The sequence below is a fragment of the Sinisalibacter aestuarii genome, from assembly GCF_027923545.1.
In the GTDB taxonomy this organism is placed as follows: Bacteria; Pseudomonadota; Alphaproteobacteria; order Rhodobacterales; family Rhodobacteraceae; genus Sinisalibacter; species Sinisalibacter aestuarii.
Genome location: NZ_BROH01000001.1, coordinates 236,365 through 260,864, shown reverse-complemented (window position 1 = coordinate 260,864; position 24,500 = coordinate 236,365). Strand labels below are relative to the sequence as shown.

Below are 24,500 nucleotides of genomic sequence, written 5' to 3'. Positions count from 1 at the left end.
ACCATGGCAATGGAACAGACGATCTATCGTGAACTCAAGGCGACGCCCGGCGTCTGGCAACTGGCCGCGCTGCTGGTGGCCTTCCTCGCCGCCGCAGGTGGTGCATGGTTCTACATGGAGCACCACGGCCATGTGGTGACGGGCATGAACAACCAGATTGTCTGGGGCTTGCCGCATGTCTTTGCGATCTTCCTGATCGTCGCCGCCTCGGGCGCGCTCAACATTGCCTCCATCGGCTCGGTTTTCGGCCAGACCGCCTACAAGCCGATGGGCCGCTTCTCGTCGCTCCTCGCCATCACGCTGCTTGTCGGCGGCCTCGCCATCGTCGTGCTTGACCTCGGCCGCGCCGACCGGCTGATCGTGGCGATGACCACCTACAATTTCACCTCGATCTTCGCGTGGAACGTGCTGCTCTATAACGGCTTCATCGCCGTGGTCGCCGTCTATCTCGTGATGCAGATGATGCGCCGGCTCGATTACAAATGGGTCAAAGCCGCCGGGTTCGTCGCCTTCCTGTGGCGCCTTGCGCTCACCACCGGCACCGGCTCGATCTTTGGCTGGCTCGTTGCCCGCCCCGGCTACGATGCCGCGATCATGGCGCCGATGTTCATCATCATGAGCTTCTCCTTCGGCCTCGCGATCTTCATCCTGGTGACGCTCACGCTCTTCAAGCTGAATGACCGGCCGTTTGGCGACCAGCTTCTGATCCGCCTCGGCCGCCTGCTTGGCATCTTCGCGGCGGCGGTGCTCTACTTCGCCATCGTCTTTCACCTGACCAATCTCTACGCCACCGAGCATGGCGGTTATGAGCGCTTCATCCTGCTCAACGGCGGCATCTACACGGTGCTGTTCTGGGGCGTGCAGGTGGTGCTCGGCGGGCTGATCCCGATTGCGCTCGTGTTCCTGAACCCCTCGCGCAGCTCGACCATCCTCGCCTCGATCCTCGTGGTGATCGGCGGCTTTGCGCAGGTTTATGTGATCGTCATCGGCGGCCAGGCTTACCCGCTCGACATCTTCCCGGGCTACGAGGTGATCGAGGGCTTCCACGAAGGTGTGGTGAACCCCTACACGCCGTCGATCTGGGAGCTTATGTTGGGTCTTGGCGGGGTGGCGCTGGCGCTGTTCGCGGCGGGCCTCGGGGCGAAAGTGCTCCGCGTGCTGCCGACGAACCTGTCGGATGCCAACGTCGCCGCCAAAGGCTGACAGCGGGGCTTAAGCCATGAAAGACCAGGCCAGGATCGTCGACCCGATGAACCCCCACCCGTTCTCGCGCTTCGTCGCGATCCTTGGGCGGGGCAAGACCAAGCAGCGCCACCTGACGCTGGATGAAAGCCGTGAGAGCATGGCGATGATCCTGCGTGGCGAGGCCGAGCCGGAGCAGATCGGCGCCTTCCTCATGCTGCTGCGCCTCAAGGAAGAAGCGCCGGAGGAAATCGCGGGCTTCGCCATGGGCACGCGCGATACCTTCGATCTGCCCGCCAGGCTCCCGCATGTGGATATCGACTGGTCGTCCTATGCCGGCAAGCGGGTGCAGCTGCCCTGGTATCTGCTGAGCGTCATGGCGCTGGTCGGTGCGGGCTACAAGGTGTTCATGCACGGCACCGAGGGCCACACGCCGGGCCGGGTCTATACCCGCGATGTGCTGGAGCATTTCGGCCTGCCGGTCTGCGTCTCGCTTCAGGAGGCGGCCGACCGGATCGAGGCCGAGGGCTTCGCCTATGTGCCGCTCGAAGTGCTGAGCCCGAAGCTGCAGGAGATGATCAACCTGCGCCCGATCCTCGGGCTGCGCAGCCCGGTGCATTCCTTCACCCGGATGCTGAACCCGTTCAACGCGCCGACGGTGATGCAGGGCATTTTCCACCGCGGCTTCATGGATATTCACTCCGGCGCGGCGCAGCTTCTCGGCATCGAGCACGCGGCGGTGTTCCGCGGCGATGGCGGCGAGATCGAGCGGCGGCCCAACAAGCCGACCCCGGTCTGGACCACGCATGACGCGGCCGGGCCGCATGTCGAGGAATGGCCGCAGATGATCGACGAGGGCCACGCGCCGCCTGACGAAGAGATGGACGTGGACCGGCTGATGAAGGTCTGGCGCGGCGAGGACGATGATGAGTACGCCCGCGAAGCGATCATCGGCACGATGGCGGTCACGCTGAAAACCGCCGGCAAAGCCGCGACGATGGATGAAGCCCAGGCGCTCGCCACCGACATCTGGACTGCGCGCGACATCTCGAAGCTGCCGGTCGGCGCCTGATGCGCGCGCCGCGGTTCCTGATCGCCGCCGCGCACAAATCCTCGGGCAAGACGGTTGTCTCCACCGGGCTCGCCCGTGCGCTTACTGCGCGCGGATTGACAGTAGCCGCCTTCAAGAAGGGCCCCGACTACATTGACCCGATGTGGCTTGGCGCCGCTACCGGCGGTCCCTGCTACAACCTCGATTTCAACACGCAAGCGCCGGATGAAATCACCGCTTTCTTCGGCTCCCGCGTGCAGGCCAGCGGCGTGGCGCTGGTGGAGGCCAACAAGGGGCTGTTCGACGGCGTGTCGATGGACGGATCGGATTCCAACGCTGCCATCGCCAGGCTGCTGAGGCTGCCGGTGATCCTGGTGATCGACACGGTGGGCATGACGCGCGGGATCGCGCCGCTCCTGCAGGGCTACAGGGCGTTTGATCCCCAGGTGAACATCACCGGCGTCATTCTCAACAAGGTGGGCGGCCCCCGGCACGAGAAGAAGCTGCGCGAGGCGGTTGAAACCTATACCGACCTCAAAGTGGTTGGTGCGGTGCATCGCAATGCAGCGCTGGAAATCGGCGAGCGCCATCTCGGCCTCACCACCCCGGCGGAAACCGGCGAGCTTGACGCGCTCATCGCCCGGATGGGCGAGATCATCGGCGGTTCGGTCGATCTCGATTTGCTGCTGGAACTGGCCGGAGAGGCCCCCGACCTGCCCGATCCGCCCAGCCCCGCGCCCCTGCCCGAGCCGGATGTGACCATCGCCTATGCCCGCGACCGCGCCTTCGGCTTCTACTACCCCGACGATCTGGAAGCCTTCGCCGAAGCGGGCGCGCGCCTCGTGCCCTTCGACGCGATGAAAGATGCAGAGCTTCCCGCCTGCGACGGGCTTTTCATCGGTGGCGGCTTTCCCGAGATGTTCACCCGCGAGCTTGCCGCCAATACCCGACTGCGCGCCGATATCCGAGCCCGGATCGAGCGCGGCCTGCCCGCCTATGCCGAATGCGGTGGGCTGATGTATCTGTCGCGCGCCATCGTCGGAGAGGGCGGTGCGGGCGAGATGGTGGGCGTTGTGCCCGGCGAGGCGGTGATGCATCCCAGCCCCGAGGGCAAGGGCCTGATCCGCTTTATCGAGCGTGCCGATCACCCCTGGCCCGGGCCGGGCGGAGAAATCCGGGCGCATGAGTTCCACTATGCCCGGCTCAAGGCGATCGCTGGCGCCCCGGTCTATGGCCGCGACATGACCCGCGGCCACGGCGTCGATGGCACACATGACGGGATCGTGGTGCATAACGCGCTTGCCGGCTTCTGCCATTTGCGGGCCACCCGTGCCGACAATTGGGTTGCCCGCTTCGTCGCCTTCGTGCGCAGCCACAAGGCAGGCTGACCGGATCGCCACGGAATCTGGGCAATTTCTGGCCGATCGGTCAAAAAATGTCGTGCCTGCGTCACATCCGGCCGCTAGCCTTCCTCCATCTGCTTTAGTGGAGGCTCCCTCATGACTTCTTCTCATCTTCTTCTTCCCACCCGCCGCGGCTTTCTCGGCGGGGTGGCTGGCGCATCATTCATCGCGCTGCATCCGTTTTCGGCCCGTGCCGCGGCGAACGAGGCGCATCTGCGGATCATGGAAACCACCGATCTGCACGTGCACGTGATGCCTTACGATTATTACAGCGACCGGCAGATCGACACGGTCGGCCTCGCCCGTACCACCGCCCATATCAAGGCGATCCGATCCGAGGCGACCAACTCGATGCTGGTCGATAACGGCGACTTTCTGCAGGGCAACCCGATGGGCGATTACATGGCCTATGAGAAGGGCATGAAGGAAGGCGACCTGCATCCGGTCATTGCCGCGATGAACACGGTCGGCTTCGATGCCTCGACGCTCGGCAACCACGAGTTCAATTATGGCCTCGACTTCCTGTCCAAGTCGCTCGCGGGCGCGGCCTTCCCGGTCGTCTCCGCCAATGTGGCGCTTGAAGCGGCGGCCGACCCGACCGGCGACAAGACCCTGGTGAAGCCCTACGTGATCCTTGAGAAGACCGTGGTCGACGGGGCCGGCACCGAGCACAATGTCAAGATCGGCCTGATCGGGTTCGTCCCGCCCCAGATCATGACCTGGGACCGCCGCCACCTCGAAGGCAACGTGACGGCGCGCGATATTGTCGAGACCGCCAGGGCCTGGGTGCCGCAGATGAAGGAGGAGGGCGCCGAGATCATCATCGCGCTCAGCCATTCCGGCATCGGTGCGGCGGCGTGGAGTGACGGGATGGAAAACGCCTCGATCCCGCTTGCCGAGGTCGACGGGATCGACGCGCTGATGACGGGCCATTCCCACCTTGTCTTCCCCGGCCCCGACTATGCCGAGACGCCGGGCGTGGATGCCGCAAACGGCACGATCCACGGTAAGCCCGCCGTCATGGGGGGCTTCTGGGGCTCGCATCTCGGGGTGATCGACCTCATGCTGTCCTTCGAAGGCGGCGAAGTGAGCATTGTCAGCCATGCCTCGGAAGTGCGCCCGATCTATGAGCGCGGCGAAGGTGGCGCGATCGTCGCGCTGGTCGAGAGCGTGCCGGAGGTGGAAGCTTCGGTTCAGACGGCGCATGAAGAGACGCTGGCCTATGTCCGCCGCGCGGTAGGCAAGACCTCGGCGCCGCTGCAGAGCTACTTCGCGCTGGTGGCCGATGACCCCTCGGTCCAGATCGTGAGCCAGGCGCAGCTTTGGTACATCGCCCAGATGATGCAGGGCACGGCGTATGAGGGCCTGCCGATCCTGTCCGCCGCCGCGCCGTTCAAGGCCGGTGGCCGGGGTGGCCCGGAATATTACACCGACGTGCCCGCGGGAGATGTGGCGATCAAGAACGTGGCCGACCTCTACCTCTATCCCAACACCGTGCGCGCGGTGAAGATCACCGGGGCGCAGCTCAAAGGGTGGCTTGAGCGCTCGGCGGGGATGTTCAACCAGATCACGCCGGGCGAGGCGGATCAGGTGCTGCTGAACCCCGATTTCCCGTCTTACAACTTCGATGTGATGGATGGCGTGACCTACGAGATCGACCTCAGCCAGCCGATGATGTTCGACCGTGACGGCAACGTGATCAATGAAGGTGCGAACCGGATCGTGAACCTGCAGTTCAACGGTGCGCCGGTGACGGACGACATGGAATTCGTCGTCGCCACCAACAACTACCGCGCCGGCGGCGGCGGCCATTTCCCGGGCACCGGCGATACGATCATCTTCGAGGGGCCGGACACCAACCGCGACGTGATCGTGCGCTACATTGTCGATCAGGGCACGATCAATCCGTCCGCGGACGCCAACTGGCACTTCGCGGCGATGCCGGGCACCACCGTGCTCTTCGATACCGGCCCGAAAGCGGCGGAATATATCGGCGATGTGAAAGGCGTGACGATCGAGCCGGCGGGCGAAGGCCCGGATGGCTTCGCGCGGTTCCGCATCGCGCTCTGACGCGACGCAGGACAAAGAAAAGCCCCGCCGAATCTCTCCGGCGGGGCTTCCTGTTCGGCAGGGATCAGAGTCAGGCGACCTTGATCTCGAAGGTGTAAACGTCGCCCTCGTTCGACTGGCTCATCAGCTCGTTGCCGGTCTGATTGCAGAAGGCGGTCATGTCGGCGATCGAACCGGGATCGGTGGCCATGACCTGGAGAACCTGGCCCGGGGTCATGCCCTTGATCGCTTTTTTGGTTTTGAGGATCGGAAGCGGGCAGTTGAGCCCCTTCGCGTCGAGAACTTGATCGGCCATGTGGTATTATCCTCCCTTTGGCGTCCGTGTCTTCAGTTCAGAGATACAGGTTGATATCCGAGGCGGTCGCCTCTTCCAACCAGGTGGCTGCGCCACCGATTTCGACGCCGTCGATCAGATCGTTGCGGTCGATCTCGAAAAGGTCGAGCGTCATCTGGCACGCGATGATCTTGACCTCCATTTCAACGGCGGCTTCCCGCAGATCCTCGATCGAGGCGACGCCCTTCTTCTTGATGAGATTCTTCATCATCGTGGTCGTCATGCGGTCCACACCAGGAATCATCGGCATGATGTTGGGCATGGACATGTGCATCCCGCCCATCGGCATCTGCATCGCAGGGTTGCCAAGGGTCGAGACTTTCAGGTCGAGGTCCTTCTTCAGAAGCTGCAGCCCGTAGAAGGTGAAAAACATAGTGACTTCAACGTCCATCGCCGCCGCAGTGGTACCCAGGATGAAGGGCGGGTAGGCCCAATCGAGGGTGCCCTTCGTGACGATGAGCGTCATTTTCTTGGTGTTGTCGCCAGCATCCAGCACAGCGAGCCCTCCCGTTTCGGTAATTATTTGTGTATCGAAATTGTTGAATATAAAATGGTCGCCAGTCAAGTAGACTCTGCATGCACTCAGGGGAATCGCGCCTTGGCAAGGGTGTGAGACGGGAGGAGAGCTGATGGATCCAAACTGGGCCCCGAAAAACCGGGCCGAAATCGCCGATGCGGCAAGCGAATTGTTGCGCGTTCTGTCGAACCCGAAACGCTTGCTCATCCTGTGCTATCTGGCCGACGGTGAATTGTCGGTTCAGCAGTTGCAGGTTGCAACCGGCCTCGGCCAGTCGACGGTGTCGCAACAGCTCGCCATCATGCGGGGCGAAAAACTGGTGACGGCCCGGCGCGAGGCACAATCGGTCTACTATTCGCTGGAATCCGCCGAGGCCCGCAAGGTGATCGAAACGTTGCAGAGCATCTACGTGCCGGACCCGGCCATGCTCAAGGAAATGGCCTTTTCCTCGTAATTTCCGAACAGAAAAGAATTGCGTCGCGCAATTTTTGTGCGATGTTCATTCAAATATCCAAATGTCGAGATATGACCCGATGACAAGACCCGAGAACATCCAGATCGAAACGTCGCCGCCCGTTTCGGACGAGATCCGCAAGACGACGTGCTACATGTGCGCCTGCCGCTGCGGCATCAACGTGCACATGAAGGGCGACCAGGTCGTCTACATCGAGGGCAACCGCGATCACCCGGTGAACCAGGGCGTGCTCTGCGGCAAGGGTTCCTCGGGCATCATGAACCATTACGCGCCGTCGCGCCTGCGCGCGCCGCTGAAGCGGGTGGGCCCGCGCGGCTCCGGCGAGTTTGAAGAAATCTCCTGGGACGAGGCGCTTCAGATCGCCACCGACTGGCTTGAGCCGATCCGCCAGACCGATCCCAGGAAGCTTGCCTTCTTTACCGGCCGCGATCAGTCGCAGAGCTTCACCAGCTTCTGGGGCCAGAGCTTCGGCACGCCGAACTACGCGGCCCATGGCGGCTTCTGCTCGGTCAACATGGCCGCCGGCGGCATCTACACGATGGGCGGCGCGTTCTGGGAATTCGGCCAGCCGGACTGGGACCGCACCAAGCTGTTCGTGCTGTTCGGCGTGGCGGAGGATCATGACTCCAACCCGATCAAGATCGGCATCGGCAAGATGAAGGCCAATGGCGGCAAGGTCATGGGCATCAACCCGATCCGTTCGGGCTACAATGCGGTGGCCGACGATTGGGTGGGCATCACCCCCGGCACCGACGGCCTCCTGATCCTGTCGATCATTCACGAGCTGTTCCGCGCCGGGAAGGTCGATCTCGACTACCTGCGCCGCTACACCAATGCGGGCTTCCTGGTGAACGAGGCCGAGGGGCCGGAGAAGGGCCTGTTCATCCGCGACCAGGACGGCAAGCCGCAGATCGTCGATCAGAAAACCGGCAAGCTGGTGGCCTTCGACAAACCCGGCAGCATCGCCAACCTCGCCGCGAGCAAGGATGGCAACCGCACCGTGTTCCAGCTCATGGCCGAGAAATACATGGCCGATGACTACACGCCGGAAGCCGTGGCCGAGCGCTGCGGCCTGACCGCCCAGCGCATTCGGAATATCGCCGCCGAGTTTGCCCGCGTCGCCTTCGAGGAAGAGATCAGCCTCGATGTGGAATGGACCGACTGGAAGGGCGAAAAGCACTCGAAGATGATCGGCCGCCCGATCTCGTTCCACTCGATGCGCGGCATCTCCGCCCATTCCAACGGCTTCCAGACCGCCCGCGCCCTGCACGTGCTGCAGATCCTGCTCGGCTCGGTCGAGGTGCCCGGCGGCTTCCGCTTCAAGCCGCCCTATCCGAAGCCGCCCGAGGCGCATCCCAAGCCCCATGCCGGCGTCACCCCCGGCAAGCCGCTGAACGGCCCGCATCTGGGCTACGTGATGGGGCCGGAGCACCTGCTTGTGAACGAAGACGGCACCGCCCAGCGGATCGACAAGGCCTACACCTGGGAAAACCCGATGTCGGCCCACGGGCTGATGCATATGGTGATCTCCAACGCCCATGCCGGCGATCCCTACAAGATCGACACGCTGTTCCTCTACATGGCCAACATGGCGTGGAACTCGTCGATGAACACCTCGGAAGTGATCCGGATGCTCACCGACAAGGACGAGAACGGCGAATATGTGATCCCGCATATCATCTACTCCGACGCCTATTCGTCCGAGACGGTCGCCTATGCCGATCTGATCCTGCCCGACACCACCTATCTTGAGCGTCACGATTGCATCTCGCTGCTCGACCGGCCGATCTGCGAGGCCGAAGCCGCCGCCGACAGCATCCGTTGGCCGGTGGTCGAGCCCGACCGCGACGTGCGTAATTTCCAGACCGTGCTGGTCCAGCTCGCCAACAAGATGAAGCTTCCGGGCTTCACCGATGACGAGGGCAACGCGAAGTGGGCGGATTACGCCGATTACATCCAGAACCACGAACGCCGCCCCGGCGTGGGTCCGCTTGCGGGCTGGCGTGGCAAGGATGGCGACAAGTCGGGCCGTGGCGAGGCCAACCCGAACCAGATTCAGGCCTATATCGACAATGGCGGCTTCTGGATCGGCCATATCCCGCAAGAGGGGCAGTTCTACAAGCCGTGGAACAAGGCCTATCAGGATTGGGCGGTCGAGATCGGGCTTTACGACTCGCCGCTGTTCTACGCCTTCAACCTCTATGTCGAGCCGCTGCGCAAGTTCCAGCTTGCCGCCGAGGGTCATGGCGAGCAGCAGCCGCCCGACCATCTGCGCGCGCGCATCCTGCGCACGATGGACCCGCTGCCGATCTGGTATGAACCCTTCGAGGACACCAACGTCGATATCGAGGAATACAACATTCACGCGCTGACCCAGCGGCCGATGCAGATGTATCACTCCTGGGGCACGCAGAACGCCTGGCTGCGCCAGATCACCGGCAAGAACTACATGTATCTGCCGAAAGCGATCTGGCAGAAGCATGGCTTCGAGGATGGCGATTATGCAAGGATCAGCTCGGTTCACGGCTCCATCGTGGTGCCGGTCGCGCTGCACGAGGGCCTGAACGATCACACGATCTGGACCTGGAACGCCATCGGCAAGCGCAAGGGCGCCTGGGCGCTTGACGAGAAGGCGCCGGAGGCCACCGAAGGCTTCCTGCTCAACCACATCATCCACGAGCTTCAGCCGCCGAAGGGCGACGGGATGCGCTGGTCCAACAGCGATCCGGTTACCGGCCAGGCGGCCTGGTTCGACCTGCGGGTGAAAATCGAAAAGGCCGATCCGAAACCGGCCGAAGCCCAGCCCGTTTTCCCGCCGATCAAATCGCCGGTCGGCAAGGGGCCGAAGAAAGTTGCAAGGAAGATCTGATGACCAAGCTTCCCTCTGAGTCGAAGAAAAAGCTCGGCCTGGTGATCGACCTCGACACCTGCGTCGGCTGTCATGGCTGCGTGACGGCCTGCAAGGGCTGGAACACCCAGAACTACGGTGCACCGCTCTCGGATATCGACGCCTATGGCGCCGACCCGGAAGGCACCTTCCTGAACCGCGTGTTCAACTACGAGATCGAGCCCAAGGATGGCGGCCCGGCGCAGGCGGTGCACTTCCCCAAATCGTGCCTGCATTGCGAAGACGCGCCCTGCGTTACCGTCTGCCCCACCGGCGCGAGCTACAAGCGCGCCGAAGACGGTATCGTGCTGGTGAACGAAGACCGGTGCATCGGCTGCGGCCTCTGCGCCTGGTCCTGCCCCTACGGTGCGCGCGAGCTCGACCGCGACGCGGGCGTGATGAAGAAGTGCACGCTCTGTGTGGACCGGATCTACAACGAGAACCTGCCGGAAGAAGACCGGGTGCCCGCCTGCGTGCGCACCTGCCCGGCCGGCGCGCGCCACTTCGGCGATCTCGGCGATCCCGAAAGCGACGTGTCGAAGCTCGTCGCCGAGCGCGGCGGGATGGACCTGATGCCCGAACAGGGCACCAAACCCGTCAACAAATACCTGCCGCCGCGTCCGAAAGACACGCTCGACAAGACGCCGCCCAAGGCGCTCGAAACCGTCGCCGAAGAGCCCAAGGGCTTCCTCGGCTGGCTTGACAAGGCACTGGAGAAACTCTGATGCACCCGGCACCTTCCGTTATCGTCTTTACCTCGATCTCCGGTCTTGGCTTCGGTCTGTTCATGTGGCTGGGGCTCGGCTTTCCGAGCTTCACCGGCATGGCGGCCTTTGGCGTCTACTTCATGGCCTATGCGCTGTCGGTGGGCGGCCTTTTGTCGTCGGTCCTGCACCTCGCCAACAAGAAAAACGCGATCTATGCGTTCAGCCAGTGGCAAACCTCGTGGCTCTCGCGCGAGGGGATCCTTTCGGTGATCGCGCTGTTCACCTTCGCACCGATGGCGATTGCGCAGATTTTCTTCGCCTCCGACAGCCTGAACTGGCTCGGGCCCATCGGTTCGGCGCTGGCGCTCATCACGGTGTTTTCCACCTCGATGATCTACGCCCAGCTCAAGACCATTCCGCGCTGGCATATGCCGCTCACCCCGGTGCTCTATCTCACCTATGCCATTGCCGGCGGCGCGCTCCTGTCGATGCAGGCGAAGGTGGCGGGTGTGCTGCTGATCGTCGTGCTGGCGCTGCAATGGGCCTATTGGACGATGGGCGACAAGCGCCTTGCCGAAACCGGCTCCGACAAGGGCACCGCCACTGGCCTTGGCTCCATCGGCAAGGTGCGGATGTTCGAAAGCGCCCACACGGCGCGCAACTACATCCTCGATGAGATGTTCTTTACCGTTGGCCGCAAGCACAGCCAGAAACTGCGGATGATCTCGACCGTCCTGATCGGCGTGGTGCCGGTGCTGATGCTCCTGCTGCTGCCGGTCAGCATGCCGATGGCGATTGCCGCGCTGCTCATTCATGTCGCGGGCGTCCTTACGTCGCGTTGGCTTTTCTTCGCGGAAGCGGAACACGTGGTGTCGCTGTATTATTCGCGCGGCTGACGCTTCGCCCAGGGAGGAATTTGAACAATGATGATCACACGGATCATGGCGAACCTCGCCAAGGTGACGGCTGAGGGCGTGAAGGGCAATATTGTCGAGGCGGGGCTCGTCTCGGAGAAGGACGTTGCCATCAATGACCACAAGGTCGTGGTGTCGGTGAACGTGCCGGGCGATTTCATGGGCGACCTCAAGGCGCTCAAGGAAGAGATCGAGAAGCGGGTGGGCGAGAACATCCCGCAGATCACCAACCTGCTCGTGGTGCTCACCGGCGAGAAGGGGGCCGATGTGGCGCCCGAGACAGCGCCCGCCGCCGAAGCGCCGAAGCTGCGCAAACCGGCCCCGAAAAACCCCGGCGTGCCCGGGCCTGACATGCGGCCCGCGCAGGCAGCGATTCCCGGCATCAAGCACATCGTTGCGGTGGCCTCGGGCAAGGGTGGCGTGGGCAAGTCCACCACCGCCGTGAACCTCGCGGCCACGCTCGCCGCGCTGGGCTTCAAGGTGGGCCTTCTCGACGGCGATATCTACGGCCCCTCGATCCCGCGCCTGCTCGACATCAAGGACCGCCCGGCGATGAAGGGCGACCGGGTGATCCCGATCGAGAAATACGGCATGAAGGTCATGTCGATGGGCTTTTTGCAGGATGAGGAAAGCCCGGTGATCTGGCGCGGCCCGATGGTGGTGACCGCTCTGATGCAGATGACCCGCGACGTGGATTGGGGCGAGCTCGATTTCCTCGTGCTCGATATGCCGCCGGGCACCGGCGACGCACAGCTCACCATGGCGCAGCAAACCCCGCTCTCGGGCGCGGTCATCGTTTCGACGCCGCAGGATCTTGCGCTGGTCGATGCGCGCAAGGGCCTCAAGATGTTCAAGGATGTCGATGTGCCGATCCTTGGCATCATCGAGAACATGTCGACCTTCGTCTGCCCGCATTGCGGCAAGGAAAGCGAGATCTTCGGTCATGGCGGCGCGGAGGCCGATGCGCACCGTCTCGGCGTGATGTTCCTCGGCGCGATCCCGCTGCACATGGACATCCGCGTCACCTCCGATGCTGGCAAACCCTGCATCATCGCCGATCCGAATGGCGTACATGCCGATCATTACAAGAAGGTGGCGCTGAAGGTCGCCGCACTCCTTGGCATGGCCGAGGACGACGACGAGGATTGATCCGAAATCGGGGCAAGACCGGGAACGAAGAAAGGGCGCGAGGCGGACTCGCGCCCTTTTCGTTATCTCAGGCCAGCGCTTCCATCGCCTTCATCCCGATCACCCCGCCGATCACGATGAAGACGAAGGTGATGAGCGAGCCGAGCGCCAGCGTTGAAACGCCGCTGACCGATTGGCCGATGGTGCAGCCCAGCGCCGTGACGCCGCCGATCCCCATCAGCACCGCGCCGCCGATATTGCGCAGCGTGTCGCCCGCGTCGGTGAACGTGGCGAAGGCGAAGCTCTTGTTGGTGATGGCGCTGAGGAAGGCACCGATCAGCGCGCCCAGCAGGGTGACAACGGTAAAGCTCGGTGCCTCATAGGCCGTGAAGCGCATCAGGTAGTCGAGCGTGTCGCCTGCGGGCCGGACATAGGAGAGTGATTCCACGCGCGGATTGTCGGCGAAATCGTCGAGCGCGAGGCCGGTCAGCATCCACCCGGCCAGCACGCAGAGCCCCACCACGAGGCCCGCGATGAGATGCATGCGCGACTGGCGGAAGCCTGTGTCGGCGAAGGCATAGACCAGCAGTGCGCCGGCGATCAGCACCACGGCGATCAGGTTGGCCGTGCCCGCGCCCATGCCGGTGAGCGCCCCGATCATCTCGTCCACCCGCTGGCTTTCCAGCCCCGCGGCGGAAAGGTCGGCGGTGAGCGGCGTGGTGATCCAGATCCGCGCCTGGGCGAACAGCCCGCCGATGGTCATGTAGCCCGCGATGCCGATCACCACGAGCACGATCAACGAGCGCAGATCGCCGCCGCCCGCCCGCGCGAGGTTTTTCGACACGCAGCCGCCGCCAAAGACCATGCCGATCCCGAACAGGAGCCCGCCGATGATATGCCCGCCCCACTGGAAGGTGGGCCCGGTGTAGATCGAGTACGAAAGATCGGCGGCGCCAAGGCGCTCGATCACCGCAACGCCGATCACCGCCACCCCGGCCGCCATCAGCCACGAGCGAAAGCGCCGGTAATCGCCGAATGACAGGATGTCGGAGATCGACCCCATCGTGCAGAAATTGGTGCGTTGAATGGTAAAGCCGAACACGATCCCGATGATGAGACCACCCCAGCCGATCCACGCCGCCGGATTGGCCAGCGCGGCTTCTCTCCACATGTCGAGCATGCGTCCCTCCCTGATGTCATATCATGTGCCCCGCCTGTTCCGGCGGGTTCCGAACATACTAACACATCGCAATGCATTCATGCTTGTCTTTTGTGCGCCGAAGGCGAAAGCCCCGTTGATCGCGTGCGGCAATCCCACTATCAAGCGCCAGAACCAATACGAGGGGCTCATGGCCAATCATCTCTATAAGCGCGACCTCCCCGACGGGCTCGATCTCGGCCCCGTCGTGGCGATTGACACCGAGACCATGGGCCTCAACCCGCACCGTGACCGGCTTTGCGTCATCCAGCTTTCCTCGGGCGACGGCAATGCGCATATCGTGCACGTCGACAAGGGCCAGACCGAGGCGCCGAACCTCGTGAAGATGCTCACCGATCCGAAGGTGCTGAAGCTCTTCCATTTCGGCCGGTTCGATATCGCCATGCTGCTCAACGCTTTCGGCGCGCTGACCGCGCCGGTCTATTGCACCAAGATCGCGTCGAAGCTGGTGCGCACCTATACCGACCGGCACGGGCTCAAGGTGCTGCTCGACGAGCTTCTGCACGTCGACATTTCCAAACAGCAGCAGCAAACCGACTGGGGCGCCGAAGAGCTGACCGAGGCGCAGCTCGACTACGCCGCGTCGGACGTGCTCTATCTGCACCGGCTGAAAGAAAAGCTCGATGCGCGGCTCGCCCGGGAGGGCCGCACGGAGGTGGCGCAGGCGGCGTTCGGCTTCCTGCCGGCCCGGGCGCAGCTCGATCTTATGGGCTGGCCCGAGACCGACATCTTCGCCCACTGAATCCATCGCCAAACCGGCCTATTTCGGTTGACAACGGGAGCCCTCCGTCGCCAAATGAATGTGAACATGCATGGACACAGCTCTGCCCGTTCGTGCCCTGGCCACCTTGGCCGCAGCACCACAATCGCCCGTGAGATTCGGGCGGGTTCCAACACGCAAGCATCAACAACATCAATCCATGAGACCATTCCCGGATACCTCGCGGGCGCAGGTGCGCGCCGCGACGCCGGGGCAAATCCGAAAGTGAGGAGGTAGGATGAAGTACCAGATCAGTGGCAAACAAATCGACATCGGCGAAGCCCTTCAGACCCATGTGAAGGACGAATTGGGTGCCGTCGTGCAAAAGTATGCCGAACGCCCGACCGATGCCCAGGTGGTCTTCTCCAAGAACGCTCATGAATATGTGTGCGAAGCCGTCGTGCACCTGTCGACGGGCCTGACCGCTCAGGCCAGCGCGAAGGCGACGGAAATCTACGCTTCGTTCGACGAATGCGCTGAAAAGATGGAGAAACAGCTTCGTCGCTACAAGCGCCGGTTGAAAGATCACCACAAGGAACGGGCCAACCCGGTTGAAACTCTGGGCGGTGCCTCGTATATCCTCGCCGCGGAAGAGGGAGCTGAGGACGCGGAGCCCGAGTCGCTGCAGCCGATGATCATCGCCGAGATGGAGACGAAAATCGCCACGATCTCGGTTGGTGAAGCGGTGATGCAGATGGAACTCGCCCATGCTCCGGTGCTCGTGTTCCGGAACGAGAAAACCAACGGGGTTAACGTCGTCTACCGCCGCGAAGATGGCAACATCGGCTGGATCGACCCCGGCAACACGGCCTGAGACGAGCAATGATGTGGGCCGGACATAAGTAGGGACGATGGAACTTTCACGTATTCTCCGGCCCACAGCCGTCAAAGTGCTGGCCAATGTGTCCAGCAAGAAGCGGCTGTTTCAGGATCTGGGCGACATTGTTGCCTCGGTCTACGGGCTTGACGCCGGTATGGCGTTCAACGCGCTGCAGGAACGCGAAACGCTGGGGCCCACGGGTGTGGGCCACGGCGTGGCGCTGCCGCATGCCCGCATCAAGGGACTCGACGAGGTTGTCGGCGCTTTCGTGCGCATCGAAAAACCCGTGGATTTCGATGCGGTCGACCGTCAGCCCGTCGATCTTGTCTTTGCCCTGTTCGCCCCGGATGGCTCCGGGGTGGATCACCTCAAGGCGCTGGCGCTGGTCTCGCGGACGATGCGCGATCAGAGCGTCTGCGCCAAGCTGCGGGCGAATGACGATCCCGACACGCTGCACACCATCTTGACCGAGGCGCAATCCACCCGCGCCGCCTGATGGCTCAGGCGCCGCGCCGCCAGGGCCGGTATCCAAACAGCATGAAATCGCGCTGATAGGCTTTGCGCACCGCCTCTTCGATCTCGTTGTCGTAGATATCGGCGAGCGTGAACGGCGCGTCAGGTTCGATATCCGGCAATTCCGGCGCCTCTACCCCCACCTCATGCGCGATCTCGGCCAGGCCAGCGGCAAGATCGTCTTCGCGCAGGATGTGATCGGGCAGCAGGAACTGCCCAAAGCCCTGCACCACATGGCCCTGCGTTGCCCATGACCCGTCGATCCGGATCGGCGTCTGGCCGTTGAGGTTGCTGGCGACGAAGCCGAGAAAGGCAAGGAACGCCTCGCGGTGCTTTTCCACGTCATAGCCGTTGTCGGGCGGGATCGCGGCGGGCAGGGGCACCTTGTAGGTGTCGATCAGCGACTGGCGAATTTCCGAATAGGTGTCAGGCCCACCAATGAGGAAATGACGGCAGAAGGCGGCATGGGCGCGGCTTGCCGGATGCCGCAACACGGTAAAGCTGCGATGGCCCGGATGCTGGCGCTTCCACTTGCGCAGGTCGCGCTGGGTGAAGCCGGTGGCGAGATCCTCCGGCTTCACCCCGTCGATCGCCGCGAGCCAGGCTTTCACCTCCCGGTCGGGTCCGCCCTGCATCGGCATGTAAAGCAGCGGCGCCTTTTCGGTGGTCACATAGCTCGGCACCACCGGGTTTCTCATCGGCTCGAAATTGGGAAGGCTGCCGAGATCGTATCGGTCGATCTCGTTCACCGTGGCTTCCAGCACCGGGAAGTTGCGCACCTTGTCGGCCAGCGTCTCGGGGTTCTGCTTCTTGAACTTGCCCGAAAAGGCTTCCAGCTCGAACGACACGCCGAGGAACCGGATCAGCCCGTTGATGACCTTGATGTCCTGAATGTCGTCATAATCGAGGTAGAAGCCGGCCTGCCCCGTCTCCTGCAATCGCCGCGCGATCAGAATCTGGCGCTCTTTTATGGTGAAATAGAGATGCCTGAAATCGTCGGGGTCGAATTTGACCCGCCATTTCTTTGCGTCCTTCACATCCTGAAGCGCCCATTGGTTGGTCGACCATGCGATCCGCTGCGATACCCAGGAATCGACGATATTGCGGTTGAGGATCACCTTGGCGCAGCGCCGGTCCTCCATCACATGGTCAAAGACCCGCGCGTCGTGGTCGTGAAACAGCCGAAAGCCATAAATCCCGTCGGCCTGCTCGCGCATCCGCCTGATCAGCCGCAGCGGATCGGCATCGCGTTCGGCCAGCGTCACGCCCAGAAGCTCGGTCTGCCCCGGCTTGCACATGATATGCGGATTGAACGCCTCGCCGTAGGAATGCAGCCCTGGCACTTCGTTGATGTTGGATTCGAGAAAATTCGATCCGGTGCGCATCTCGGCGAGGATTACGAAACTGTCAAACATTCTGTCCATCGGCCCGGATCTTTACTTCACAAGGTAGGGTTTGCGCGGCTTGTTCTGGTTCTGCGCCAGCGTGTTCGCGACGGGGAAATCGCCCATCAGGTGTGGCTGCATGCCCTGGTTCTTGAGGTTCTGGAGAAACTGGCCAAACCCGTCGAGCGAGACCATGCGCGGCGCCTCGGTGAGCCGGTGCGCAGCGCGTGAGCCCAGCTCGTCGATGATGGTCTGCAACGGTTCCATCGGGTTTTCGACGAAATCCGCCAGCGTCCAGATCCGCACCCGCGCCTTGGCGTAGTAGGAGCGCAGCGCGTCGAGATGCTGCGCCTCGATCTTCTGGAGCCGCGCCGCTTCCTTGCGGATCGAGGAGAAATTGGCGTTGGAATAGAACAGCGGCACCGCCCAGGCGCCCGAGATCACCGAGATGGTGGCGTTCGCGTCCTTGGCGACGATCCAGCTGATATCCTGATTGTCGCGCGGGCCGAACTGGAAGCATTGCCGTTCGCCGCGGGTGTTCCAGATCAGGTTGGTGAGGAAGGCGCGCGGATTGTAATCGCGCAGCTCGACCGAATCGGAAAGCGCCCCGGCAAACACGCTTTGCCCGCCGGTAAACGCCACCCCTTCGGGTGCGAAAAGATGCCCATGCACCCGTGCGCCAACGATCCGGCCAAGCCAGTCTTCGAAATCCTCGAACAGCTCGGTGAAGCCCTCGAACACCGCGTAAGGCGCGCTGGTGATCCCGTTTTCCCAGCCCTCGTTGGGCATCCGGCTTTGCATGTAGAGCCCCGGGCGCCCCTTGGTCCGGCGCTCGACGGCCTTGGAAAAGATCCGGTCGATCTTGCCCGGGTTCGGTTCGGCGCCGGTGACGATGGAGGCGTCTTCCGACAGGAAGCCGTTATAGAGCTTGTCCGCATGGGGCCAGATCTTGCGCGCGACGAAGCAGTCCGACCGGCGCAGAAGCTGCATGTGGTCATCGTAGAAGATGTGCGGTTTGCCCTGAAAGTCGAACTTCGACAGCGTAAGCGACCGGCTCTCGATATTGGTGGAATAGAGCCGCACCAGGGTCTGATAATAGCTTTCGTCGGGGATCCAGACCTTGGAGAAATACTTGTCGTAGGCGGCGCGGTCCGGGTCTTCGAGGATGGCGGTGAGGGTCTGGCGCGTGAGGCACCACCATTGGCTGCCCAAATGCGGCACCACCCCTTCGGGAACTTTGCGTTTGAGCTTCCAGCGGCGCTGGAGCCGCACATACCAGTCAAACAGACGGCGCTGCTTTTTCCACGAAAACGGGAACCGCAGGATGAACCGTTCTTCATCGAGCCCGCCCACCGTCCACGGCACGTCTTCCGTGGTCACGCTTTCGATGAAATTGGTCATCGGCCGTTCGGCGAGATAATCCTTCAGCTCCTGCACCGGCCGCAGCGGCAGGCACGACCCCGAGGCGAGGAACACATGGCGGACGGCGGGAAACTCCTTCAGCAACAGCTCCGACGCGTCCTGGCTCGCCTCCACCAGCAACCAGGTGCCCCATTCGCAGGAATACCGGGTGGAAAACTTCACATTGTCGAGGTCGGCCAGCGCGGTAACGAACTCGCTATAGGCCCGCCGCTTCACCTTCTTGTCGACATGGATCACCACCGGGCAATCGTTCTTCGCCCAGTGCCGCGCCACCTGTTCGGCGCGGTCCAGCGCGGTGTGCACCAGCATGACGAAGCCCACGCTCATGCCCAGTTTCCCTTCGACATCAGGCCGAGGATCTCAAGCTGCCGCCAGTTGATGTATTTCTCCGACCATTTGCACCACAGGTCCGGGTTGTCTGCGAGCTTCGCGGCATAGGCCTTGTATTCGTGGCTGGCGGCGTAATGCTGTTTGCGCGCCAGCTCCTCCTCGGCCTTGCCGGCGAACGTGTCGAGAAACTTTGCGTGCAGAAGCACGCCCGATGCCTTTTCGCCGCCCCATTCGTCGTAGACGAGGTTCAGCCCGCGCGGCAGCAGGTTGTGGGTCGAGCTCACATAGGTATAGGCGCGGTGCCACTTCACCAGCGGGATCTTGTTCAGCGCCGGGGCGCGCGCCGGATTGTCGCCGAAAAACGCGCGCGCGCGCGGACCGCCCTGAATCCAGAGATTCCCGAATTTCGGGTTCTTCGTGATCATGTAATTGCCCGAGTCGAACCAGTTGGCGATCTCGAACGGGTCTTGCCCTTCGCGGTAGGGCTGCTGATCCAGCGCGCCCTTGGGGTACATGTCGAGCAGCATTGCCCCGAAGGAGCGGATCGACGAAGCGTCCAGCCAGTCGGTCAGCGCCCGCAACCCGCGGGTATCGGCAAAGGGGTAGACGAAGAATTCGTCCGGATCGACGGTCAGCGCCCAGTGCCCATGCGCATGTTTGCGTGCGATCCAGTTCAGCCAGTCCACCCCGAACCGCGCCCGCTTGTAGCTGGCCGTCGTCGTCCAGAGCGAGACATCGTCCTGCTGTTCGAGGTACTCGCGCGAGCCATCGTCGCTGTCATTGTCGATCATCAGGAAATGGCCGACGCCGAGATTGCGGTAATAGCGCAGGAAAAACGGCAGCCGCACGCGCTCGTTGCGCAGCGTGGTCAGAACGAGAATGTCCTTGGCTTTGATTGTCCCGGTCCGGTCAACAACAGAGACCAGCTCCCGGCGTTTGCGCAACGCCCGGATCCGCCAACGCTTTCGCTCCCAGCGCAGACGATATGACCGTGCAAAACTCAACCCCGTCCCTTCCACTTGAGGCAGGTACCGTTCCGGCTATCACGTCACCTTTAAAACAAGGTTGAAATGCTCTTGCCAAGTGGGCAGCCCGATATCTGCCCCGACCGCTGCCTTGTGTTGGTTTTTTTCTGCCTGCGAGAGACGCAAGATCGCCTCGGACCAAGAATACATATCGCTGACTCTGGCGTAAATGAGATTGTTTCCAAAGACTTCACGATAGATATCAAGGTCATTCACGATTGCCGGTGTGCCGAGCAGCAGCGCCTCGCCCGGCGGCAGGCCGAAACCTTCGGCGAAACTCGGCATCAAAAGCGCCCGCGCGCCCTGGATCAGCGCGGCAACGGCGCGATCGTCGAGGCCGGAAAATTCGAACACGTGCCGCTCCATGACGGGCGAGGCATCGAGCCGTTCGAACAGGGCCTCGTTCATCCAGCCGCGCTGGCCGACAATCGCCAGCTTCGGGATTTCGCCTGCCGGCAAGGTCTGATCGAACCGCTCCCAGATATCGAGCAGAAGCGCATGGTTCTTGCGCGGTTCAATCGTGCCAAGCACCACGAAATAGGGCCGCGACAGGTCGAACCTGGCCGGAATATGGGTCGCATCCGGTTCTCGCGGCATGTCGATCCCGAGATGGGCCGAGATCATCGGCGGAACCCGCCCCATCGCCTCGAAATGCCGTTCGGCACTTTGGCGCGTCGCGTCGGAATTGCAGATCACCAGATCGGCCTTTGCCGAGATCGCCCGCATCATCTGCGCATGGGCCGACGCCGAGCGCGGCGTCATGTAGTCCGGATGATCGAGCGGGATCGTGTCGTGCAGCAGCACATGCACCCGGCCCCGTTCAACCGCCTTGATCGCGTCAAACACGCCCTCATGAACGGCCTTGCCCTGCCCCACGGCGATATAGGCCGTTCCCTTGGGTAGATGACGCCCGAACATGGCGGCAAGCCCGCTCTTGCGGCTGACCGCGATCGACAGGCGGCGCACATCGCTTTCGGCGGCGCGTTGTGCAGGTTTCATCTTGCGCCGCAAGCGCATGGCAAGGCTGGGTCTGCCCCAGCGCATCTCGCCAAACAGCCGTGCGGCCAGCGCCCGCGTGCCGTCCCGGTCCAGAAGTGCATTGAAAAAGCGGGTTTGCACCAGAGCGAAAAGCGGCTCGGGCTCGTCCAGAAACCGGCGAAGATAAGCCGCCTCGACCCGGTCGATCCCCGTATGCGGCCCGTTCCCGACCCGCGACATGAGCCGCGTGAGATCAAGCAAACGTGCCGCCGGTCGTTCAAACGACGACACGCCGGGTTCCATGCCCATTCCTGAGCGCCTACTGCGCCGCCTTGCGCACCGCCATCAGCTCTTCAAGATAGGTGATGAACTCGTCCCGCAGATCTTCCCGCTCCATACCGAAGGCGACGGTGGCCTGCAGGAATCCGGCCTTGGAGCCGCAATCGAAGCGCTGGCCGCGGAAGCGATAACCGTACACATCGCGGCCCTGGGTGATCTCTTCGGCGATTGCGTCGGTGAGCTGAATTTCGCCCCCGGCGCCGCTGCGCACCTTGGGCATATTGGCGAGCACTTTCGGCGTCAGGATATAGCGCCCGATCACCGCGAGGTTCGAGGGCGCCTCGTCCGCCTTGGGCTTCTCGACCATGCCCTTGACCTTCACGAGCGAGCCCATGTCTTCCGCGATATCGAGCACGCCATAGGCCGAGGCCCGCTCGGGCGCCACTTCCATCGCGGCAACCATTGCGCCGCCGGTTTCTTCATAGGCCTCGACCATCTGCTTGAGCACCGGCGTATCGCCGGCGATCACGTCGTCTGGCAGGATCACCGCGAAGGGCTCGTTGGCGATCAGCCGCCGTGCGCACCAGACGGCATGGCCAAGGCCGAGCGCCTTGTGCTGGCGGATATAGGCAATCGCGCCGCTTTCCATATTGGTGTTCTTGAGCACGTCGAGCAGCGCATCCTTGCCCGACTTGCGCAGCGAGGCTTCGAGCACCGGGTTGATGTCGAAGTAATCTTCCAGCGCACCCTTGCCGCGTGAGGTGACGAAGATGAATTCCTTGATCCCGGCTTCGCGGGCCTCGTCGATCGCGTATTGGATCAGCGGGCGGTCAACCAGCGTCATGATCTCTTTCGGGATCGACTTGGTGGCGGGCAGAAAGCGCGTGCCCATACCTGCGACGGGGAAGATTGCCTTGGTGACCTTACGTCTCATGTTACAGCGTGACCTCTTATGACCGGATTTCCTGCCCAATCTTCGAGCAGGGCATTAAAAACGGCGACACCCCCAAGCCTTGTTCGGCAAGCTATCGCGAACGGGATAAAAGGTCATTACGAAATCGGGGATGAAGGGTCGCACTGGCGCAGAGCCGCCACATGTGCCCATTCTTTGTGCACCCGTTCCCGGAAGCCTTGCAGCCGAAAGACCGGATCGGCCCGGTCCGCGCGCCCGAAAAGGCCGCCGCGCTGCTCCCACCATCCGCCCGGATGAAACTGTACGCGATGGGGCAGGGCCGTGGGGCTGAACCGGAACAGCGTTACGATATCCCCTGCCGCCACAGCGTCCGCCGCCTCACGGCGCAGCCGCGGCCGGTTCCACGGGCGCCCGGCGACATGGCGGGATACGCCACTGACCGGCTGGCGCCGGAAGCGCAAAAACGGTGCGGGCGCCGGTGGCAGCGGGGCAAGCGCCGTCATCTCGCGGGAGAGCCCGGCGGCAAAGCCTGCCTCGAACCCGGCGAGCAACCTTTCAACGTCGCGCGGTTCCAGCGCGCCATCCACCATGTAGCGCAGAAGTGCCTTGCGGTGCGTGTCGCGCAATGCCGCGCGCTGGGCATCTGCATCCGCATTTGGGGCGTGTTTGCGCAGGAACAGAGACGAAGATGCGCCGATTTCGGTCAGATCCCTTGGTGCGCGGTCGGCGGCGCGTCGGGCCGAGGCGGCATAGCCGTGATGCACCAGCGCGCGCGGTACCATCACCGTGCGCGCGCCGGCCCGGGCGAGCCGCATGTTGAGGTCCGTTTCGTCCAGATAGAACCGGAAGGCCGGGTCAAAGCCGCCCTGCGCGGCCAGCACATCGCGCCGGAACGCACAGTTCGTGCCTTCAACCTTCGGCACGTAGCCCTCGGGCGGGCGTGGCTCGAACGGCTCCTCGCCGGTATGGTCGAGCACGACCTTTTCGCCGAGCGCATTCACCGCCCGTGCCGTCCACTGGAACGAGATACCGTTGCGCCCGATCACATAGCCGCCGCTGGCCGCCACACCTGCATCGTCGAACGGCGCGATGAGATGCGTCAGCCATGTTGGCTCCGGCACAGCATCGTCGTCGATGAAGGCCAGAACCTCGCCGGCTGCCTGAACAATCCCCGCATTGCGGGCGGCGGAGATATTGGCCTCGTCGAAGGGCACGAGCTTCACCCGCTCGCCCCAGCCCATCGCGCGCACTGCCGCCATGCCCGCCGGATCGGCTACGACGACGATTTCGAAAGCGGGGTGGCATAATTGACCGATCCCGGTGAGGCAGCGCGGCAAGAGCGCCGGGCGCCCCCGGCTGACAACGATGACCGAGACCGACCGGGCGGTCATTCGATCCCCATTTCGGCCAGCATCGTCTCGATCCGGGAAACGTCTTCGGGGTTGTTCAACTCCCAGAACTGGCGCCCGCGCGCATCCACCTCGACGCACAGCACCGGGCGCTCGCGTTCGAGAAAGCGAAGCTGCTCCAGCCCTTCGAGCCGTTCAAGCGGCCCCGCCTGCCAGCGCGGATAGGCGGCCAGCGCCGAGGGGCGGTAGGCATAGACCCCAACATGGTGGAAAACAGGCGTATCCGCATCCGGCGGGAAATTCTCGGTGACATGGGGGATCACCTCTTTCGAGAAATAAAGCGCCTGTTTCTCGATCCCGAAAACCGCCGTGGTTGCCCCCACGCGCCCGGCCCGCCGGTCTTCAAGAAATCCGGCCAGAGCCCGGCCATTGGTGCGCAGTACTGGCGTGGCCACCTCCGCAGTCGGATGCGCCTCAAGCTCGGCCACCAGCGCCTCGACGAACCAGGGCGGGGTGAGCGGCGCATCGCCCTGCAGGTTGACCACGATGTCAAACCGCGCGCCCAGCGCGTCATGCGCCTCGGCGCAGCGCTCGGTGCCGTTCTCGCAAGTATCCGAGGTCATCACCACCTCGGCCCCGAAGCCTTGCGCCATGTCGCGAATGCGGGCGTCATCCGTGGCCACCACCACCCGGTCGATGCCGGACACCTGCCTTGCTGCGTCCCAACTGCGCTGGATCAGAGTCTTTTTCGCCCCGGTCGCACCCGTCAGAGGCACCAGCGCCTTGCCGGGATAGCGGCTTGAGGCGTAGCGGGCGGGGATGACGAGAAGGGTCGACAT

General features: G+C 63.2%; 22 protein-coding genes. 12 read left to right on the top strand and 10 right to left on the bottom strand.

Annotated elements, in window-relative coordinates:
• Positions 1–3: 3 nt before the first annotated feature.
• From nrfD to QMG28_RS01320, 4 genes are all read left to right on the top strand, one after another.
• The gene (nrfD, locus tag QMG28_RS01335; protein WP_281840360.1) at positions 4–1,203 is read left to right on the top strand and encodes an NrfD/PsrC family molybdoenzyme membrane anchor subunit; all 1,200 of its coding nucleotides are present in this window, start codon (positions 4–6) and stop codon (positions 1,201–1,203) included.
• Between the two features lie 16 nt (positions 1,204–1,219).
• Positions 1,220–2,254 (top strand): glycosyl transferase family protein, encoded by a 1,035-nt coding sequence (locus QMG28_RS01330; protein ID WP_281840359.1) that lies wholly within the window; start codon positions 1,220–1,222, stop codon positions 2,252–2,254.
• Positions 2,254–3,621, top strand: a complete 1,368-nt coding sequence (locus tag QMG28_RS01325; RefSeq protein ID WP_281840358.1) for a cobyrinic acid a,c-diamide synthase CobB — start codon at positions 2,254–2,256, stop codon at positions 3,619–3,621. The genes QMG28_RS01330 and QMG28_RS01325 overlap by 1 nt, the downstream gene beginning before the upstream one ends.
• A 111-nt stretch (positions 3,622–3,732) precedes the next feature.
• On the top strand, positions 3,733–5,706 hold the full coding sequence (locus QMG28_RS01320) for a bifunctional 2',3'-cyclic-nucleotide 2'-phosphodiesterase/3'-nucleotidase (protein WP_281840357.1): 1,974 nt from the start codon (positions 3,733–3,735) through the stop codon (positions 5,704–5,706).
• Between the two features lie 70 nt (positions 5,707–5,776).
• Here QMG28_RS01320 and QMG28_RS01315 read toward each other — a convergent pair whose 3' ends face one another.
• Positions 5,777–6,001 (bottom strand): sulfurtransferase TusA family protein, encoded by a 225-nt coding sequence (locus tag QMG28_RS01315; RefSeq protein WP_281840356.1) that lies wholly within the window; start codon positions 5,999–6,001, stop codon positions 5,777–5,779.
• A gap of 37 nt (positions 6,002–6,038) precedes the next feature.
• On the bottom strand, positions 6,039–6,536 hold the full coding sequence (gene dsrE2 / locus QMG28_RS01310; RefSeq protein ID WP_281840355.1) for a sulfur carrier protein DsrE2: 498 nt from the start codon (positions 6,534–6,536) through the stop codon (positions 6,039–6,041).
• Between the two features lie 133 nt (positions 6,537–6,669).
• Here dsrE2 and QMG28_RS01305 point away from each other — a divergent pair, with 133 nt between their 5' ends.
• The 5 genes from QMG28_RS01305 to QMG28_RS01285 all read left to right on the top strand — a co-directional run bounded on the left by QMG28_RS01305 (position 6,670) and on the right by QMG28_RS01285 (position 12,689).
• Positions 6,670–7,011 carry an ArsR/SmtB family transcription factor gene (locus QMG28_RS01305; RefSeq protein ID WP_281840354.1) on the top strand — a complete coding sequence of 114 codons (342 nt, stop codon included), beginning with the start codon at positions 6,670–6,672 and terminating at the stop codon, positions 7,009–7,011.
• Positions 7,012–7,090: 79 nt separating this feature from the next.
• On the top strand, positions 7,091–9,901 hold the full coding sequence (locus tag QMG28_RS01300; RefSeq protein WP_281840353.1) for a molybdopterin-dependent oxidoreductase: 2,811 nt from the start codon (positions 7,091–7,093) through the stop codon (positions 9,899–9,901).
• Positions 9,901–10,644, top strand: coding sequence for a 4Fe-4S dicluster domain-containing protein (locus QMG28_RS01295; RefSeq protein WP_281840351.1), 744 nt, complete (start codon positions 9,901–9,903; stop codon positions 10,642–10,644). Before QMG28_RS01300 ends, QMG28_RS01295 begins: the two co-directional genes overlap by 1 nt.
• Positions 10,644–11,522: a dimethyl sulfoxide reductase anchor subunit family protein gene (locus tag QMG28_RS01290; protein WP_281840350.1), complete on the top strand. Its 879-nt coding sequence runs from the start codon at positions 10,644–10,646 to the stop codon at positions 11,520–11,522. The genes QMG28_RS01295 and QMG28_RS01290 overlap by 1 nt, the downstream gene beginning before the upstream one ends.
• 27 nt (positions 11,523–11,549) lie before the next feature.
• Complete coding sequence (locus tag QMG28_RS01285) at positions 11,550–12,689, top strand: Mrp/NBP35 family ATP-binding protein (protein WP_281840349.1); 1,140 nt, start codon at positions 11,550–11,552, stop codon at positions 12,687–12,689.
• A 67-nt stretch (positions 12,690–12,756) separates the two neighbouring features.
• On the opposite strand, the gene QMG28_RS01280 is transcribed toward QMG28_RS01285, so the two are convergent.
• Positions 12,757–13,848: a YeeE/YedE family protein gene (locus QMG28_RS01280; RefSeq protein ID WP_281840348.1), complete on the bottom strand. Its 1,092-nt coding sequence runs from the start codon at positions 13,846–13,848 to the stop codon at positions 12,757–12,759.
• Positions 13,849–14,017: 169 nt separating this feature from the next.
• Between QMG28_RS01280 and QMG28_RS01275 the strand changes: the two genes are divergently transcribed.
• The 3 genes from QMG28_RS01275 to QMG28_RS01265 all read left to right on the top strand — a co-directional run bounded on the left by QMG28_RS01275 (position 14,018) and on the right by QMG28_RS01265 (position 15,963).
• Positions 14,018–14,629 (top strand): ribonuclease D, encoded by a 612-nt coding sequence (locus QMG28_RS01275; RefSeq protein ID WP_281840347.1) that lies wholly within the window; start codon positions 14,018–14,020, stop codon positions 14,627–14,629.
• A gap of 256 nt (positions 14,630–14,885) precedes the next feature.
• Positions 14,886–15,461, top strand: a complete 576-nt coding sequence (gene hpf, locus QMG28_RS01270) for a ribosome hibernation-promoting factor, HPF/YfiA family (protein WP_281840346.1) — start codon at positions 14,886–14,888, stop codon at positions 15,459–15,461.
• Positions 15,462–15,498: 37 nt separating this feature from the next.
• Entirely contained in the window at positions 15,499–15,963 is a 465-nt protein-coding gene (locus QMG28_RS01265) for a PTS sugar transporter subunit IIA (RefSeq protein WP_281840345.1), read from the top strand.
• A gap of 4 nt (positions 15,964–15,967) precedes the next feature.
• Here QMG28_RS01265 and QMG28_RS01260 read toward each other — a convergent pair whose 3' ends face one another.
• From QMG28_RS01260 to QMG28_RS01230, 7 genes are all read right to left on the bottom strand, one after another.
• Entirely contained in the window at positions 15,968–17,395 is a 1,428-nt protein-coding gene (locus tag QMG28_RS01260; RefSeq protein ID WP_307726332.1) for a nodulation protein NodH, read from the bottom strand.
• 21 nt (positions 17,396–17,416) lie between these two features.
• Positions 17,417–19,114, bottom strand: coding sequence for a DUF5927 domain-containing protein (locus QMG28_RS01255; RefSeq protein ID WP_281840342.1), 1,698 nt, complete (start codon positions 19,112–19,114; stop codon positions 17,417–17,419).
• On the bottom strand, positions 19,111–20,097 hold the full coding sequence (locus QMG28_RS01250) for a glycosyltransferase family 2 protein (protein ID WP_434784419.1): 987 nt from the start codon (positions 20,095–20,097) through the stop codon (positions 19,111–19,113). Before QMG28_RS01250 ends, QMG28_RS01255 begins: the two co-directional genes overlap by 4 nt.
• A 63-nt stretch (positions 20,098–20,160) precedes the next feature.
• Entirely contained in the window at positions 20,161–21,360 is a 1,200-nt protein-coding gene (locus QMG28_RS01245) for a glycosyltransferase family 4 protein (protein ID WP_281840340.1), read from the bottom strand.
• Between the two features lie 79 nt (positions 21,361–21,439).
• Complete coding sequence (gene galU / locus QMG28_RS01240; protein ID WP_281840339.1) at positions 21,440–22,333, bottom strand: UTP--glucose-1-phosphate uridylyltransferase GalU; 894 nt, start codon at positions 22,331–22,333, stop codon at positions 21,440–21,442.
• Between the two features lie 116 nt (positions 22,334–22,449).
• Positions 22,450–23,703 (bottom strand): glycosyltransferase family 2 protein, encoded by a 1,254-nt coding sequence (locus QMG28_RS01235; protein ID WP_281840338.1) that lies wholly within the window; start codon positions 23,701–23,703, stop codon positions 22,450–22,452.
• Positions 23,700–24,500, bottom strand: coding sequence for a 3-deoxy-manno-octulosonate cytidylyltransferase family protein (locus tag QMG28_RS01230; protein ID WP_281840337.1), 801 nt, complete (start codon positions 24,498–24,500; stop codon positions 23,700–23,702). The genes QMG28_RS01235 and QMG28_RS01230 overlap by 4 nt, the downstream gene beginning before the upstream one ends.

What these genes read in the sequence shown, in the direction of transcription:
- galU (WP_281840339.1), bottom strand. Translation starts at nt 22,333, where the DNA reads ATGAGACGTAAGGTCACCAAGGCAATCTTCCCCGTCGCAGGTATGGGC.
- QMG28_RS01255 (WP_281840342.1), bottom strand. Translation starts at nt 19,114, where the DNA reads ATGAGCGTGGGCTTCGTCATGCTGGTGCACACCGCGCTGGACCGCGCC.
- QMG28_RS01325 (WP_281840358.1), top strand. Translation starts at nt 2,254, where the DNA reads ATGCGCGCGCCGCGGTTCCTGATCGCCGCCGCGCACAAATCCTCGGGC.
- nrfD (WP_281840360.1), top strand. Translation starts at nt 4, where the DNA reads ATGGCAATGGAACAGACGATCTATCGTGAACTCAAGGCGACGCCCGGC.
- QMG28_RS01315 (WP_281840356.1), bottom strand. Translation starts at nt 6,001, where the DNA reads ATGGCCGATCAAGTTCTCGACGCGAAGGGGCTCAACTGCCCGCTTCCG.
- QMG28_RS01295 (WP_281840351.1), top strand. Translation starts at nt 9,901, where the DNA reads ATGACCAAGCTTCCCTCTGAGTCGAAGAAAAAGCTCGGCCTGGTGATC.
- QMG28_RS01330 (WP_281840359.1), top strand. Translation starts at nt 1,220, where the DNA reads ATGAAAGACCAGGCCAGGATCGTCGACCCGATGAACCCCCACCCGTTC.
- QMG28_RS01285 (WP_281840349.1), top strand. Translation starts at nt 11,550, where the DNA reads ATGATGATCACACGGATCATGGCGAACCTCGCCAAGGTGACGGCTGAG.
- QMG28_RS01265 (WP_281840345.1), top strand. Translation starts at nt 15,499, where the DNA reads ATGGAACTTTCACGTATTCTCCGGCCCACAGCCGTCAAAGTGCTGGCC.
- QMG28_RS01320 (WP_281840357.1), top strand. Translation starts at nt 3,733, where the DNA reads ATGACTTCTTCTCATCTTCTTCTTCCCACCCGCCGCGGCTTTCTCGGC.
- QMG28_RS01260 (WP_307726332.1), bottom strand. Translation starts at nt 17,395, where the DNA reads ATGTTTGACAGTTTCGTAATCCTCGCCGAGATGCGCACCGGATCGAAT.
- QMG28_RS01235 (WP_281840338.1), bottom strand. Translation starts at nt 23,703, where the DNA reads ATGACCGCCCGGTCGGTCTCGGTCATCGTTGTCAGCCGGGGGCGCCCG.
- QMG28_RS01290 (WP_281840350.1), top strand. Translation starts at nt 10,644, where the DNA reads ATGCACCCGGCACCTTCCGTTATCGTCTTTACCTCGATCTCCGGTCTT.
- QMG28_RS01300 (WP_281840353.1), top strand. Translation starts at nt 7,091, where the DNA reads ATGACAAGACCCGAGAACATCCAGATCGAAACGTCGCCGCCCGTTTCG.
- QMG28_RS01280 (WP_281840348.1), bottom strand. Translation starts at nt 13,848, where the DNA reads ATGCTCGACATGTGGAGAGAAGCCGCGCTGGCCAATCCGGCGGCGTGG.
- hpf (WP_281840346.1), top strand. Translation starts at nt 14,886, where the DNA reads ATGAAGTACCAGATCAGTGGCAAACAAATCGACATCGGCGAAGCCCTT.
- QMG28_RS01275 (WP_281840347.1), top strand. Translation starts at nt 14,018, where the DNA reads ATGGCCAATCATCTCTATAAGCGCGACCTCCCCGACGGGCTCGATCTC.
- QMG28_RS01230 (WP_281840337.1), bottom strand. Translation starts at nt 24,500, where the DNA reads ATGTCGACCCTTCTCGTCATCCCCGCCCGCTACGCCTCAAGCCGCTAT.
- QMG28_RS01305 (WP_281840354.1), top strand. Translation starts at nt 6,670, where the DNA reads ATGGATCCAAACTGGGCCCCGAAAAACCGGGCCGAAATCGCCGATGCG.
- QMG28_RS01245 (WP_281840340.1), bottom strand. Translation starts at nt 21,360, where the DNA reads ATGTCGCGGGTCGGGAACGGGCCGCATACGGGGATCGACCGGGTCGAG.